General features: G+C 30.7%; 12 protein-coding genes, 1 tRNA gene and 1 pseudogene. 8 read left to right on the top strand and 6 right to left on the bottom strand.

Annotated elements, in window-relative coordinates; genetic code table 11:
• The first annotated feature begins 90 nt into the window (after window positions 1-90).
• Window positions 91-354, top strand: a complete 264-nt coding sequence (locus HXZ69_RS10685) for an Lrp/AsnC ligand binding domain-containing protein (protein ID WP_502875745.1) — start codon at window positions 91-93, stop codon at window positions 352-354.
• 78 nt (window positions 355-432) lie between these two features.
• Here HXZ69_RS10685 and HXZ69_RS10690 read toward each other — a convergent pair whose 3' ends face one another.
• Complete coding sequence (locus HXZ69_RS10690; protein ID WP_286495935.1) at window positions 433-885, bottom strand: CopD family protein; 453 nt, start codon at window positions 883-885, stop codon at window positions 433-435.
• 33 nt (window positions 886-918) lie between these two features.
• Window positions 919-1218 carry a cupin domain-containing protein gene (locus tag HXZ69_RS10695; RefSeq protein WP_286495936.1) on the bottom strand — a complete coding sequence of 100 codons (300 nt, stop codon included), beginning with the start codon at window positions 1216-1218 and terminating at the stop codon, window positions 919-921.
• A 443-nt stretch (window positions 1219-1661) separates the two neighbouring features.
• Here HXZ69_RS10695 and HXZ69_RS10700 point away from each other — a divergent pair, with 443 nt between their 5' ends.
• Window positions 1662-1865, top strand: coding sequence for a YwbE family protein (locus HXZ69_RS10700; protein ID WP_286495937.1), 204 nt, complete (start codon window positions 1662-1664; stop codon window positions 1863-1865).
• A gap of 171 nt (window positions 1866-2036) precedes the next feature.
• Here the strand turns inward: HXZ69_RS10700 and HXZ69_RS10705 are convergent, their stop codons facing one another.
• Window positions 2037-3764, bottom strand: coding sequence for a M14 family metallopeptidase (locus HXZ69_RS10705; RefSeq protein WP_286495938.1), 1728 nt, complete (start codon window positions 3762-3764; stop codon window positions 2037-2039).
• A 662-nt stretch (window positions 3765-4426) separates the two neighbouring features.
• Between HXZ69_RS10705 and HXZ69_RS10710 the strand changes: the two genes are divergently transcribed.
• Complete coding sequence (locus tag HXZ69_RS10710; RefSeq protein ID WP_286495961.1) at window positions 4427-4618, top strand: helix-turn-helix domain-containing protein; 192 nt, start codon at window positions 4427-4429, stop codon at window positions 4616-4618.
• A 44-nt stretch (window positions 4619-4662) separates the two neighbouring features.
• Window positions 4663-5244, top strand: a pseudogene (locus tag HXZ69_RS10715) (DDE-type integrase/transposase/recombinase); the annotation flags it as partial.
• Window positions 5245-5586: 342 nt separating this feature from the next.
• On the opposite strand, the gene HXZ69_RS10720 reads toward HXZ69_RS10715, so the two are convergent.
• Window positions 5587-5671: transfer RNA gene (locus HXZ69_RS10720), tRNA-Ser, on the bottom strand.
• Window positions 5672-6010: 339 nt separating this feature from the next.
• On the opposite strand from HXZ69_RS10720, the gene HXZ69_RS10725 reads away from it, so the two are divergent.
• From HXZ69_RS10725 to HXZ69_RS10735, 3 genes are all read left to right on the top strand, one after another.
• Entirely contained in the window at window positions 6011-7450 is a 1440-nt protein-coding gene (locus HXZ69_RS10725; RefSeq protein ID WP_286495940.1) for a glyceraldehyde-3-phosphate dehydrogenase, read from the top strand.
• A gap of 181 nt (window positions 7451-7631) precedes the next feature.
• Complete coding sequence (locus tag HXZ69_RS10730; RefSeq protein ID WP_286495941.1) at window positions 7632-10631, top strand: RemA C-terminal-like gliding motility protein; 3000 nt, start codon at window positions 7632-7634, stop codon at window positions 10629-10631.
• Window positions 10632-10657: 26 nt separating this feature from the next.
• Window positions 10658-10912, top strand: coding sequence for a hypothetical protein (locus tag HXZ69_RS10735; RefSeq protein WP_180904914.1), 255 nt, complete (start codon window positions 10658-10660; stop codon window positions 10910-10912).
• 51 nt (window positions 10913-10963) lie between these two features.
• Here HXZ69_RS10735 and HXZ69_RS10740 read toward each other — a convergent pair whose 3' ends face one another.
• Complete coding sequence (locus tag HXZ69_RS10740; RefSeq protein WP_180904915.1) at window positions 10964-12001, bottom strand: hypothetical protein; 1038 nt, start codon at window positions 11999-12001, stop codon at window positions 10964-10966.
• A 104-nt stretch (window positions 12002-12105) separates the two neighbouring features.
• Here HXZ69_RS10740 and HXZ69_RS10745 point away from each other — a divergent pair, with 104 nt between their 5' ends.
• The gene (locus tag HXZ69_RS10745) at window positions 12106-13617 is read left to right on the top strand and encodes a carbon-nitrogen hydrolase family protein (RefSeq protein ID WP_219034775.1); all 1512 of its coding nucleotides are present in this window, start codon (window positions 12106-12108) and stop codon (window positions 13615-13617) included.
• A 172-nt stretch (window positions 13618-13789) separates the two neighbouring features.
• On the opposite strand, the gene HXZ69_RS10750 is transcribed toward HXZ69_RS10745, so the two are convergent.
• The gene (locus tag HXZ69_RS10750; protein WP_286495942.1) at window positions 13790-15046 is read right to left on the bottom strand and encodes a DUF3748 domain-containing protein; all 1257 of its coding nucleotides are present in this window, start codon (window positions 15044-15046) and stop codon (window positions 13790-13792) included.
• Window positions 15047-15470: the final 424 nt, after the last annotated feature.

The raw sequence follows: 15470 nt of genomic DNA on the forward strand, positions 1-15470 counted from the left end.
GAAAAACTCCTTATGAAATACTAAAATTAAAACTAAAATAATTATATTTAAAGTCTACGAAGTCATGAAGTACGACAGCTGTTCGTAGAAATTGAATTGGATACAGATAAAATTGAATTTATTGATGAAATAAAATCAACTTTCAATAAAACTCCTCAAATTCAGCAATGTTATTATGTAACAGGTGAAGTAGATTTTGCATTGATTATGGTGGTTAATACTATGCGAGAATACGAATCCTTGACTCGAAAATTATTTTTTAGTAACTCGAATATACGACGTTTTAAAACTTTTGTCAACATGCATACAGTTAAAACTGGATTACAAATACCATTACCTAAGAATGATTCATAGCTACTTTGTTACTATTGTTCTCTACTAAACTATAACAAGAAATTTAATAAATAGATAGGCTAAACTACTAATATTTATCTAAATACCACCATATCGTACGAAGCTACCTAGTATTAACATGATTATACTAATCGTTGTCACCGCTATAATATGAAATGTCATGAGAGGAAGTTTTGTATCATCTGTTTTTAAACGAGGAAGCACATAAAATTGAGCACTCAAAGCCAATAATACAATTGTTGCTAAGCCTATCAGTTTTAATGAGACAACTCTTTCAATGGGGTTTTCGAATTGAAACCAATTACTAATCTTGATCGTGTAGATATAAGACATTCTTACTCCTGTAATAACCATAACTAATAAAGCTGGAAGTCCTATTCGTTCGTATTTACTTTCAAAAGAGAACAATTTCTCTATCGATTTTTCTTTCCATACTTGTGGTAAAATAACCAAACTTAATATAATATGTCCACCAACCCATATCGTAGCGCCTATTAAATGGAAAATTAATAATAGATGTAATTCGTGCATATCAAGAAATATTAATTCATTTTATTGATGATCTTATTTTACTAAAATCAACTGACTATTTACTAAAGCCTCTAACTTATGTATAACATTTGGTTCTATCGTTATATAGTCACTAGAGCTTAATTCTATTGTTTGTTCATTTTCATCTGAATACACTACTTTTCCAGTAACACATAAAAGCAAAGCAGGTATTTTTGTACTGTGCTCTTTTAAAACACTTTTTTCTAATAATTGAATTGATGTTACATTACTAGATTCGCCTTTGAAAATACTTATCGCTCCAACGCTTTTATCAGTATCATGAATACTATTTAAATTTGGTAAATTTTCCATAATGAATTATTTATCTTCTAAATTTATTCCAAATCAATTAAATACTCGACCAAATCTATCTTATATTTTCTTATTTATACTCAGTAATAATTAATTTTTAAATCAATTACCATTTCAAATAAAAATCACTTCACTTCTCCCCTATTTTGTTCGCCCACTTTTTCCGAAACATTATCGAACAACACTCGAACAAATCCTATTTCTAGTTTTATGATTTTCACCTCAACCCCTCTCCAATAAAAGAAAGTTGTATTCTTGTTATTCTTGCCTTTATATTCAATCTCAAATTTTTTCAGCTGGGTTGTAAATAAAATAATAAAAGAGAAAATTCATAAATTTCATATTCAATCCCATTTCATTTTTACCTTCCAGATGAATGTATTTTTTAATTTCCTTTACGATAGAATGAATATCTTTTCCATTTATTTTAAGATATTTGTAATATGGATGGTAAAACAAGAGCAAATATAAAACCTGGTATGCTGGTTAATATTGTATTGAAAAAGGATCAACGAACTGGCGAATTGACTGAGGGTATCGTGAAAGATTTATTGACTTCTGCGCCTTATCATCATCGTGGTATAAAAGTTCGTTTGACGGATGGACAAATTGGACGTGTGCAAGAAATTATTGAAGACGATTTTTAGAATGCATCAAACTATAAATTAAAAGCTCTTATCAATACAGATAAGAGCTTTTTACAATTTTTCACCTTTGCCTTTTCTATTTCAACAAATAGATTTTAATTAACAAATTGTGTGTTATAACAACTTAAACCATCTATTTGAATAATTTTATTTCAAAATGCACAACTGGTTTTAATTAAGAATCCTATAAATCGGATATTGTCTGTAAGTATTCTTCTCAAAATAAGGCGAATTTTTATAAACCCAATCCAACTGTGCTTCGCCATCATTAGCAAACTCTGGTTTTAATGCTTTTTCTGCTTCAAATGCGGTTTTCAAAACCACATTATTTTTCAATAATTCAGCAGCTGTATCCTCAAAAATATAAGCCGAATAATATTCTTTCTGACCTAATATTCCATCGAAAAAATTCCAGTTAAAGAACGAATCCAATGCCTCTGGTTCTAAGGTTTCAAGAATATATTTCACTCCATCTTGTTGTGTTGGCACAATATAATCTCCTTCAAAAAATTTAAGCGATTTCATCGATTTTGTAACCACCGTTTCGTAATGATTATAATGTCCTTCATATGCATTTTTATTGGTTTTAAAATCTGATATTTTATACGATTCGACGTTAATTAATGTATCATTTTCTATTCGTTTCATTTGAATATCATTTCGTTGCAAAGCTTCTACAACGCGATATTCAGCTTGTGGAAGAACATAATATTTCGGAATTGTAATGTAACTAATTGGTTTTGCAGAATTGAATAATTTAATTTTTTTTGTAAATGGTTTCGATCGATCATAGTACAATCTATCTTTTCCCGAAACCGCACTTGGCTTGTATCCTGCTTCAAATCCTTTAAAATTCATTGTTGTAAATTGAGTAGAATCTATTTTCCAACGAATTCCATATTGATTTCCGACCTGATATTGTTTTAGATTTTCTTTTCGTAAATTTCTGATTGTCAAATATTCTTTATCTAAATTTTCTAGATTTACCAACATATATTTATACGTTGCGTCTACACGGTTTTCATAAGGCTTTAACATATGTGTTTCGGGCATTGTGCTTAGTGCATTAAACAATGTTGTATAACCTGTAGAATAGCGTGGAGAATCTTCGAAAGCTGCAAAACCAATATCAGGAACATCGCCATGTATGTTCACATATTGCGTACTTTCGTAACCATTTTTTTGCATTTCGGCTAGATTATTTGCTTGATATGTCGTATAAAAATAATCGCCCAAAACATTTCCTACACGCGCTTTAAAAGACGAAATATAGGTAAATGTGTACTGATAATCTGCCCCATTACTTACATGATTATCAATAAAAACATCAGGTTTCAACCAATGAAAAATCGTCTGAAAGCTTTTTGCATTTTTTGAATCATTTTTAATAAAATCTCTGTTCAAATCATAATTTCTGGCATTTCCACGAAAACCATATTGTTCAGGTCCATTCTGATTTGCGCGCGAAAAAGCCCCTCTATTCAACATACCACTTACATTATAGGCCGAAATCGCAGCAATAATAAAATTCTTAAGCGGTTTAATTTTTTTCATTGCCAAATCTCGCATCAACATCATCGTCGCATCAATTCCGTCCGGTTCTCCAGGATGAATTCCATTGTTTACGAAAAGCACTGCTTTTGTTTTACGTAATTCTTTTATATCTTTTTCTTTAAATGGATTATAAACAACTACATAAATTGACTTTCCATTATCGTCTTCTCCTTTTTTTACATACTGTATTGTCTCAAAATTTTCCGCTAAATTTTGATAAAACACATTCATTTCATCATAGGTTGTAGTTTGATTTTTATTTCCTTTTTCGTAAGGAGTTATAAAATTATTTTGACCAAAAAGTAGTGTAGAAGTAAGAAATAAAAACAGTATTTTAAAATTCATATCATTAATTTCTTACTAAAATAGAGAGAATACAAAAGATTCAACATGAAAATGAATTATTTTTCTAAAATAATCTTCTACATACAGTAAAAAACATTTGAAATTATAAGGAGAAGCTCTTGTGGAGCTTAGGTAAACTTGTTACAAGTTGATTAATAAATTATATGTTCATTTTTTTTCTTGATAAAAAAAACGAACCAAAAAAAATCAAGTCCGTGCCTACAAGTCGGTCAATAACGACTACTCGCTAAATGCTTTAAATTATTCACATATAAAATGTGAACAGTAAATCATTTTTAACGCTCACTACGTAGAATTGACACTCGACTCTTCAGCAATGACAGCTTTAAAATTCGTTATTATAAGTGAATTTGAATATTGAAAAAGGAATTAAAAATCCGACGATTTAGTATCGAAATGAAATTCAATTCTAAATTATTGGAATAAAAAAAGTTGGAGTGTCTGAGTGGAACGAGTTGACAACTTTATGAAAATAATTTAGTTAGTTGAATCATTGAGAGACTACTGTCGGCATCTTTTTTTGTTTCGTTTTTTTTGGATGAACAAAAAAATGAAAAGAAGAAATATAGAATCACCCTATCCCTACTTCCTCTTATCATTTATTTTATTTAATTAACTCGTATATTACTGAAATTAAATAAATTAAAACATATAACAAAGTTCACGAATTCTACGACAGTGCAGATGTGCAAAGGCTACTTAACGTTAGTGAAAAAACGTTGTATCGCATGAGGAGAAACAAGACGATTCCTTGTTTTAAGCTCGGTAAAAAGTACTTTTTCCCAAAACATTTCTTTAATATAAAATTCTTGGATAAGAGCCTTTTTTGTTAAAGAATGTCTTATCCTAAAATAAGTTGACACCAAATCAACTTATCATGAAAGAATCATACTTAGAAAGAGAAAAGCGTACACAACGCGATTACACCTTAGGCTTTAAGTTAGCTGTTGTACGCCAAGTAGAAAAAGGCGGCTTTACGTATAAACAAGCCCAAAAACACTACGGTATACAAGTTCGACTAGGCACTCAATGGGGTTACCTGAGTTTAATAACAGATGCTTATTCAAGAAAAATAATGGGGTATTGCTTCCGTGAAGATTTATCAGCTGATGGTTGTATTGAAGCGCTTAACATGGCAGTAAATAACAGGCTTTATAATGAATCTATAATTCATCATTCTGATAGAGGATCGCAGTATTGCTCACATAAATATGTAGATTTATTACTCTCAAATAACATAGCTATAAGTATGACAGAAAAAGGTGATCCCTATGAAAATACAATGGCAGAAAGGGTTAATGGAATAATTAAAATGGAATTTAATTTATATGAAAGCACATTAGGTTTTGATCAGACAAAAATTAAAATTACTAATAGTATTAAAACTTATAATGAATTAAGACCACATACAAGTTGTGATTATTTAACTCCAAATGCTGCGCATTTGCAGTCAGAAAAATTAAAGAAAAGATGGAAAACTATAATAGAAGTTTTAATAATCAAAACTCCTTTGTATAGTAAATTTAGGATTAAGATCAATTGGTGTGTAACTATAACAGGATTTATTTAAAAACATGTATAGTTATTTTAGGACCGGGTCATTTGTTTATTCTAAAGCTAATACTTTACAGAAAAAAGAATTTGTAAACATAGTGTTCGACAGCAGTTTACACTATGAAAATGGGATTTATCAAATACCTACAATGATGGATTTATTTTCGAGTAACCATTTGAAAATAAAGGAAGAAAACTTTTTTATTTATACAAAAAAAGAGATTCTAAGTAATAGAATCCCTTTCAGCGGAGAGTGAGGGATTCGAACCCCCGGAGGTGTGACCCTCAACAGTTTTCAAGACTGCCGCATTCGACCACTCTGCCAACTCTCCAACACAGCGTTTATTGCCGTATTGCGAGTGCAAATATAGAACGCTTTTTCGAATTTGCAAATAAAAATTTTTAACAATTATTTTACGAAAACGTTTTCGTAAAATTCAATTCAATTTAAATTAAACAATAAAATAATGGTTAATAGCTACTTATTAGTATTCATAAAATTTAAAATTTCCTATTAAAAATTTATTTTTTTTCTATATTTTAGTATTTTCGTAGGAATAGTTGTGTTTTTATGACAATAATTAGTTTTTGTAAAAAAAATGTACGAAATCGTTATAATTGATTACTTTTGCCAAGAATTAAGTAAATAAACACAAATAAACATTTATTAAATGAACCACTCTTCTTATGATCAACAACTTGCATCTTTCAATGAAATGAGCAAAAAGGTTGTAGAATTCATTAAAATTGTTTCAGATTTATGGTATGATCAATCTGTTGAATTGGTAATTTTCCGTAATCAATTAGTTGATAAAAACGTTAGTGACATCGTAAATCTACATCAGTATGCTGAGGAATTTGTAGAAAAAAAGATTGCTATCGACGATACATTAGCGATTGCTAAAGCTATTTCTGAAGCTAAATTACCAGCTTCTAGACTTGATGTTGGAAAATTAGCTAAAGAATATATTTCTGGGAATTACGCTTCGGCAGAAGCTTTCGTTGAAGAGAAATTAGGTGCAAGCAAAAATGTAAAAAGTGTTGAACCAAAAGACGTTGTTTTATACGGTTTTGGTCGTATCGGACGTTTATTAGCTCGTGAGTTGGCTTCTCAAATGGGAAAAGGTCAACAATTAAGATTACGCGCTGTTGTAACACGTGATAAAAACGATCCTGTTTTGTTAGAAAAAAGAGCTTCTTTGTTACGTCATGATTCTGTTCATGGTGATTTTGACGGAAACGTTGTAGCTGATCACGAAAATAATGCTTTAATCATCAACGGAGTTTCTGTTTATATGATTTCTGCAGCTCAGCCAGAAGAAATTGATTATACTACTTACGGAATTAATAATGCTTTAATTATTGATAACACAGGTGTTTTTAAAGATGAAGAAGCGTTATCTCGTCATTTAAAATCTGTTGGTGCTGATAAAGTTTTATTAACAGCGCCAGGAAAAGGTGTTCCGAATATTGTTTACGGTGTTAATCATGAAGAATATAGCCCAGAAAATGTAAATATATTCTCAGCTGCTTCTTGTACAACAAATGCAATTACACCTATTTTGAAAGTTGTTGAAGATAATTTAGGTGTTGTAAAAGGGCATTTAGAAACAATTCATGCTTATACAAACGACCAAAATTTGGTTGATAATATGCACAAAAAATATCGTCGTGGACGTGCTGCTGCTTTGAATATGGTAATTACTGAAACTGGTGCTGGTAGTGCTGTAGCAAAAGCTTTACCAAGTTTAGCAGGTAAATTAACTTCGAATGCAATTCGTGTTCCTGTTCCAAATGGATCTTTGGTTGTCTTGAATTTAGAAGTTAGTAAAGATACTTCTGTAGAAGCGGTAAACAATTTGATGAAAGATGCTGCATTGAACGGAGAATTAGTTGAGCAAATTAAATTTTCGTTGAACAATGAATTGGTTTCTTCGGATATTGTTGGAACTTCTGCTCCGTCGATTTTCGATAGTAATGCGACAATTGTTTCTGCCGATGGTAAAAATGTTGTGATGTATGTTTGGTATGATAACGAATATGGATACAGTCACCAAGTAATGCGTTTAGCAAAACACATTGCAGGTGTTAGAAGATATACATACTATTAATAGTATTTTTTCCCTTTATTTAAAATTAATCCGTTAACATTTATTTGTTAGCGGATTTTTTTTGTAGGATATTCATTTAAAAATACTTAAGTAAATTTTATGTATTATTTTTGTTAATGTTATATTAATATTAGTTTAGAAAATTAACTTTTTTTAAAAAAAACTTAAAACAATTTATCGTATGAAAAAACTTTACTTTTTTAAATCATCCTTATTAACATTATTGTTATCAGGATTTGCTTTTGGACAGGGAACAGAAACTTTTGAGTCCCAAACAGCATTAAGTAGTTCTTATGCAACAGGATCATTTACTGGAGAAACAGGAGGAATTGTATGGAATTATACAAATGCAAGAAATGAAAGTACATATCCAATCACAAATAAAGGAATCCTATTTCAAGCTTCAGGAAATACATTAGAAACTACAATTTCTAATGGAATCGGAAAATTATCTTTTGATGTCAGAAAAGCTTTTACTGGAGGTTCAAATAATAGAAAGATTGAAGTATTAGTAGATAATGTAGTTGTTTACACTTCACCAACATTTGGAAAAGCACAAACGGATGCTACTATTCATTCATTTGAAGTAGAAATAAATAAGTCAGAGGCAGCTGTTATTACATTTAGAAATGCAGGACCACAACTTACTTTAGATAATATTTCTTGGACTGCCGCTGGAATAGCAACGGAAAAACCAGTTGTGTCTCCACGAACAATTACAGGAACTTATGGTGTATTATTGCCTGATGGAGCTGTGACAGCAACTAATAATCCTACCTTTTGGACTCAAACAGGTATTTTACCTTTAGGAATTACATTTGATAATGGCGTTTTCTCAGGTACACCTGAACAAGCAGGAACATTTACAGCACAGGTAGCAGCCACAAATCAATATGGAACTTCTGATCCGGCTACTATAACTTTTGAAATTGCAAAAGCAAACCAAACAGTAGATTATAACTTTGAAGCTTTAGTTCAAAACCAAGGAACCACTTTTTCTGGTTTACCATCACAAACAGATCAAGGGTTAAATATTGTGTATACTTCTGCTGATAATTCTATTGTTTCTATAAACGGAAATAGCTTATCATTTGATGGTATTGGTTCTACAACTATTAATGCAACTGCCGTTAGTAATAATAATTATAACGAATTTAGTACAACTTTTGATGTTTCAGTAACAGATCCTAATGCTACTTATTGTTTTGAGGAAACATTTGATGGTTTAAATGGTAATAATACAAGTACTGCAGGATCTAATAAGGCTTGGAATGGGAATTCTAATTTTCCTACTGTAGTTACTGTTTATCAAGCAGGAAATGCTATTAGGTTAGGTTCAAGTAATAACAAAGGGGGGATAACATCAAAAGTGTTAGATCAAATAGCTGGTAATGTAATAGTTTCTTTTGATGTAAAAGGTTGGACAGCAATTGAAGGAAGTGTCAATGTTACATTAGGTTCAGAAACTAAAAATGTTGTTTATACAGCGAAAATGGCAGATAATTTCGAAACACAAACTGTAAGTTTTGAAAACGTAGCTGCTGGTTCTACTTTAAAATTAGAAACATCGGCAAAAAGAGCATTTATTGACAATGTTAAAATTCAATGTTCAACAGCTGAAAACTCTACAACTTGGGACGGAACTGCATGGTCTAATGGAACGCCGGATCTTACAAAAGATGTAATCATCAAAGGTAAAGTAACAGTTGATACGCAATTAGAAGCTAAAACGTTTACAGTTTCAGATGCTGGAGGTTCAGTTGTCGTAAAGTCAGGTGCTCGTTTAATCGTTGATGGGAAGATCGACAATCAAGCTGGTCTTACAGGATTAGTTGTAGAAAATGGTGGTAATTTAATCCAAAATCAAAACGTTGCTAACTCAGGAGCAATTACAGTTAACCGCGATAGTAAATCGATGGTTCGTAATGATATGACGTTCTGGTCTTCTCCGGTTCAGCAGGAAGCATCGCAACAAACTATACGTTCATTCTCTCCGGAAACATTATACAATCGTTTTTGGACATATAATGAAACAACAGATGAATTTACTCAGATTTTAACTTCAGATACAGACTCAAAATTATTTGAACCAGGTAAAGGGGTTTCTATCCGTGTTAAAAACACTTTACCAACAGGGCAAAATACAATTCATAATGGTGCATTTTTAGGTGTTCCGTTCAATGGAGATATAAAAGTTCCTGTTCAATTTACAGCAAATGGATACAATTTAGTTGGTAACCCTTATGCTTCTAACATTAATGTGGAAAAATTCTTATTAGCAAATGAGAATGTTAATTCATTATATTTCTGGACACATCAATTCCCTGTTGGTTCTTCAGAATATGCAAATAATTATGCCGCATTCAACGTTGTAGGTGGTGTTATTCCTGATTTGTCAAACATTTCTGTTGGACAAGGATTTATCGTAGGACTTTCTCAAGCTACACCTACAGTTAATTTTAACAATACAATGAGAACTTCGCAAGATGCATTTTTCTATAAAAATTCAATTGCAGAGAAAAACAGAATTTGGTTAAGTTTATCAAAAGAAAGTAAAACAATTAGCCAAATTTTATTAGCTTATATGGATGGAGCTACAAACGATGCGGATAATCAAATTGATGCAAAAGTGATGCAAAGAGGATCTTCAGCAATCTACTCATTGATTAATAATGAAGCATATGCAATCCAAGGACGCAGCTTACCTTTTAAAACTGATGATGTCGTAAAATTAGGTTTTGAAACTTTAGAGCAAGGAAATTACACAATCAATATAGAGAAAGCTGATGGGTTGTTTGAAAAAGGACAGATTGTTTATTTAAGAGATAAAGAGTTAAATCAAGTACATAACTTATCAGAATCAGCTTATTCATTCACTTCTAAAGCAGGAATATTTGATACTCGTTTTGAACTTGTGTATACAAATAAAACATTAGGTACAGATGAATTGTCAAAAGAAAATGTTATTGTTTATACTAAAAACAATACAATTGTAGTGGATGCAAAACAAAATAAAATTTCTTCGGTAGAGTTGTATGATATTCAAGGAAGAAAAATATTTGTGAAAAATAACATTCGTGCAAGTGTTTACCAAGTTGAATCTTCTGCAAAAGGAATTTTAGTTATAAAAGTTCTGACTGAAGACGGAAAAGTTAAGACTCAAAAAGTTGTAAACAAATAATTTAACATCTAATAAAATAGTACAATATGAAAAATATAAAACAAATTATCTTAGTTGCAGGAGTTTTGCATTGTTCAATAGGTCTATCTGCTCAAGAAAATAAGATTTCGTTCTTTGAATCAACTAATCAAAATGAAAGTTCTGCTAGACCAGGAACCGGTGGTGGTGGAACAGATGTTGAAGATGCTGATCCAGCACCAATCGATGATTATTTACCATTATTGGTAATAGGGGCAGGATTGGTTGCTTTACGTTTCAGAAAGCAGTTATTAAAAAACTAATTTCTAAATTATATAAAAAAAGAAAGCTTCTCTATTTTTGAGAAGCTTTTCTTATTTTATCTGTTCCAAACTATTCGCAATTGCTTTATATAGAACTTCACCCATTCTTTCACAATTTTCGTAAGATTGATCTTTATAAAACTTTGCAAAACCAGTTCGTAATTGTGCAACATTTTCTGGTTTAGAAATATGATCATTTTTCATGATTTTCATTAAATCACGAAAACGTTTCGAACTATTCGAAATTCTTTTCGAAATCAAGGATTTTACTTCTTTTCTATATTGATCGACAGAATTTGGTTTCAAGCGATTATTCACCAAATCAACCATAATTTTATTTTCTTTGAAATACTGTGGTCGATAAATTTTTAAATTTCCTTCATAACATTGTTGATCGAAATCTATTGGTCGAATTCTATAGATAACTTGATCAAAATCGTGAATTGGAATCACCACATAATTATACGATCGCATATCACCTAAAAGACCAATAAAACAGCGTTCATTGAACTTTACAAACTCTTTTGCAATCTGATTTTTCTCTAAATCATTACATTTATCCAAATAATTTTTGATAAAAACATCTCCTGGAATTCCTAAAATATGCTCTTCAATCAATGTATTTTTGTAGACCAAAAAATTGATTCGATGTGGAGACAAAATATCTTCTAATTCTAAACCATAAATACGCGAAGCATCTGCTTTTTTGATGTAAAAATTGGTATAATTATCATTCAAAATATTACGAACCCGAATACGAAAAGGTTTCGAATTTCCGAACGTACAATAATCAATAGAATCAACAACAAGATAAGGCAAAGACTCCTCATCTCCGTCTGAATGTAAGTAGGTGTAAATTCTGTTTAGACTATCTTGAATTTCCTGATGTTCCGAGTCGGTATAATAAACACCTAACCAATGCGTATCATTTCCTTCCTTATCTTCCAATGCTACACAACCCGAAAAACGCATCAAATCATCATATTCTACACTCGCTTTTGTTTTGCGATGATATTTCTCTAAATAATGATTTAATTCGTCACTCACAGGATAAATAGGCTTTCTAAACTCTATTTTTACATCTTTCATTTCATGCTTATTAGTCTATACGAAGATAGGTCTAAATTTATTTTTTAAAATTGTTTATTGGATTAATATTTGCTAAATTCAAACATAATCTAAATCTAAATAAAATGAATATTCAGGTCAGAAATTTGACTCTTGAAGATTATAGTGATTTGACTGAATCTACAAAAGAAGCCTATCACAATCAGCTTGGAACTTGGACTGTCGACGAAATTAAAGAATTATTAGCTATTTTTCCGCAAGGTCAACTTTGTGTTGAAGTGGATGGAAAAGTTGTTGCTTCGGCATTAAGTATTGTGGTTAATTCGAAAAAAACGAATATCGAATCGAATTATGATACGATAACATCTAATGGTAAATTTTTAAAACATGATCCAGAAGGTGATGTAATGTATGGAATTGAAGTTTTTGTTCATCCAAATTATCGTCAATTGCGCTTGGGAAGACGTTTATATGACGAACGTAAAGCGCTTTGTGAAGAAATGAATCTAAAATCAATTGTAGCTGGTGGACGTATTCCAAATTATCATAAATATTCGCAAGAATTATCTCCTAGACAATATATAGAAAAAGTAAAAAGTAAAGAAATTTATGATTCAACTTTAGCTTTTCAGATTTCGAATGATTTTAATGTTAAAAAAATCTTGAAAAATTATCTGAAAGATGATAAAGAATCCTTAGAATACGCCACTTTATTAGAATGGAATAATATCTATTACGAACCTGAATTGAAATCTAATTCACCGACAAAACGTACTATTCGTCTTGGTTTGGTGCAATGGCAAATGCGTTTATTTAATGGTTTACAAGATTTTTATGATCAAATTGAGTTTTTCGTAAGTGCGGTAAGCGATTATGGCTCTGATTTTATTATGTTTCCAGAATTTTTCAATTCGCCGTTGATGAGTCCATATAATCATTTGAAAGAGATTGAAGCGATGCATCAATTAGCAACGATGACGGACGATATTGTGAAGAAAATTCAAGAATTTGCAATTACATATAATGTCAATATTATTTCAGGATCTATGCCTCATCTAAAGGAAGGAAAACTATATAATACGTCATTTTTATGTCATCGTTCGGGGAAATTAGATTCGTATAGTAAAATACACATTACACCAAATGAGTTCAAATATTACGCATTGAATGGTGGCGATGAAATAAAAGTTTTTGATACCGACTGCGGAAAAGTAGGTTTACTAATTTGTTATGATGTCGAATTTCCTGAATTGAGCCGTATTTTAGCCGATCAAGGAATGGAAATTTTATTTGTTCCATTTATGACTGATACGCAAAATGGTTATACGCGAGTACGTAGTTGTGCGCAAGCTCGTGCAATAGAAAATGAGTGTTATGTGGCTATTGCAGGCTCTGTGGGAAATTTACCGCGTGTGAATAATATGGATATTCAATATTCACAATCGGCAGTTTTCACACCTTCAGATTTCTCTTTTCCAAACAATGGAGTTAAAGCAGAAGCAACTCCGAATACAGAAATGGTACTGATTTCTGATGTTGATCTTTATCTTCTAAAAGAGTTGCATGAGTATGGAACTGTAAAAACGATGAAAGACAGACGCAAGGATTTGTATGAAGTAAGACTAATAAAAACATAAAAAAAACCTCCAAATTGGAGGTTTTTTTTAGTTCTTATTCCCATTAGTTAGACTCGAATAAGAGCATAGACCTTAGGTTCGGTTAAGTATCTGTACTAAAATTAGAAATATTTTTTATAAGGGACAAATATTTTTTAGAAAACTTTGAACTTTAACATATTTCAATTTTGTTTTATAACTCTAATTCGAAGATTTGAATAAACTTTTCATTGAAATTATTTGAAACAAATTGATTAAAATAGATTTTTTTTCCATCGTTAGAAAAATGCGGAATTCCCGTTAATTCATTATTGATTTTTTGAACTTGATAGATTTGTTTAGATTTTTTTTCGGTTAAATCATTTAGATATATTTTATCGTTAACAAAATAAATAGCATATTTTCCGTTTGGTGAAAGATTGAATGGAGAGGTAATCGAATTTTCTAAAAAAGAATATTGAATAATTTCATTCGAAACTAAATTTACACCAAATAATTGCGTCTTATCAAATTCATCTTCCATCAAAAAATAGATGATTTTCCCATCAGGAGAAGAACGTAACCAATGTCTAAAATTACTAATTCCATGTTGAGTAAAAGTGATTCGTTTCTGCGAAATACAACTTGGCACATCTGGCAAAGTAGTTAAAGTTCCTTTTAAATTATCGTTTTCATCAAACCTTATTTCATTTGGAATTTCAGCAATAAAAATTTCCGTTTTCAAATTCCCTTTTTCATCACGCACATGTCCCTGAAATGCGATATTGTTTGTTGAGTTAATCCAACATTCATCAAAAGCTTTTTCGATTTCATCACTTCCATTTTTAGGATTTATCACTACTCTAGAAACGATAATCGAAAACATTTCACCAAAATTATTCTCTAATGTTTTATCAAAATCAACCTCAACTTTTTTGGGAAACATCATTCCAACCACTCGCTGATCTTTTATACTAGAATTGTGTTTGGATTCTTGTTCCAAGACATAATCGTTGTAAGTAAAACTAATCCAATTCTTCTCTTTTTGCCACGAATGCGAATGTGTTCCTCCACGCAAAGCACCATTTGTAAAGGGAAAATTTATATTTCGAGCATCCATAAAAATAGGCTGATTTGGAAATTCTAAATCAATTGCGACACCTGTCCTTCTTGTTGCCGAATACGGATTTGCTTGATTCGCATTTCGAATACCATGAATAAAAATAACTTTATTCTCAATTTGTGAAAAAGAGGCTGCACCTACTCCAGGACCAAACTCTGTTTGATTATTTGTTGTATAAATAATTTCGGATTCGTAAGTTCTCGTATGAAGTAAACAAATGGAAGAAGTTTCTCCAATTTTTGTATCATCATTTCGTCTATCAAAAACAAGATAATTACCATCAACCGATTGAATTTGACTATGATGAAGCGTATGTCCAAAATCATCATAAGTTAACTGCTTTACCATATCGTATTGTTTAATAATATTTTATTTACTTAATAAACATTTAACAAGCAACTAAAAACGTAATTATTTGATTACTAGAAACATTTCAACATTCTTTATAAAAATTTGTTACAAAACTGCATTTTATTTTTTTTGTCTGGATTAATTATGATTAATAATATACTTTTTTCAATGTTTTTATTTTCCTTAGTATAAGTTTTGTTAAACCTTAAACAACAAAGGTAATATTTAATGAAGATTTTGGAAAATCTACAACCAGAATTGATTCGCAATATGTTCCACAATCTGGAAATGATAACAACAATTGAATAATTTTACCTCGTATAGACATGTTGTCAATGATATTATTTCTCCTTATCCAAAACAATTGCCTTTTTTGATGGTAAAGTTTGGAATTTCTGGAAGTAGAAAATAAAAGCTCAGT

The sequence above is a fragment of the Empedobacter sp. R132-2 genome, assembly GCF_030324375.1.
GTDB classification, from domain to species: domain Bacteria; phylum Bacteroidota; class Bacteroidia; order Flavobacteriales; family Weeksellaceae; genus Empedobacter; species Empedobacter falsenii_B.

Excerpts from the sequence above, each read along its gene's own strand:
- HXZ69_RS10690 (WP_286495935.1), bottom strand. The coding sequence starts at position 885 with ATGCACGAATTACATCTATTATTAATTTTCCATTTAATAGGCGCTACG.
- HXZ69_RS10695 (WP_286495936.1), bottom strand. The coding sequence starts at position 1,218 with ATGGAAAATTTACCAAATTTAAATAGTATTCATGATACTGATAAAAGC.
- HXZ69_RS10700 (WP_286495937.1), top strand. The coding sequence starts at position 1,662 with ATGGATGGTAAAACAAGAGCAAATATAAAACCTGGTATGCTGGTTAAT.
- HXZ69_RS10705 (WP_286495938.1), bottom strand. The coding sequence starts at position 3,764 with ATGAATTTTAAAATACTGTTTTTATTTCTTACTTCTACACTACTTTTT.
- HXZ69_RS10725 (WP_286495940.1), top strand. The coding sequence starts at position 6,011 with ATGAACCACTCTTCTTATGATCAACAACTTGCATCTTTCAATGAAATG.
- HXZ69_RS10730 (WP_286495941.1), top strand. The coding sequence starts at position 7,632 with ATGAAAAAACTTTACTTTTTTAAATCATCCTTATTAACATTATTGTTA.
- HXZ69_RS10735 (WP_180904914.1), top strand. The coding sequence starts at position 10,658 with ATGAAAAATATAAAACAAATTATCTTAGTTGCAGGAGTTTTGCATTGT.
- HXZ69_RS10740 (WP_180904915.1), bottom strand. The coding sequence starts at position 12,001 with ATGAAAGATGTAAAAATAGAGTTTAGAAAGCCTATTTATCCTGTGAGT.
- HXZ69_RS10745 (WP_219034775.1), top strand. The coding sequence starts at position 12,106 with ATGAATATTCAGGTCAGAAATTTGACTCTTGAAGATTATAGTGATTTG.
- HXZ69_RS10750 (WP_286495942.1), bottom strand. The coding sequence starts at position 15,046 with ATGGTAAAGCAGTTAACTTATGATGATTTTGGACATACGCTTCATCAT.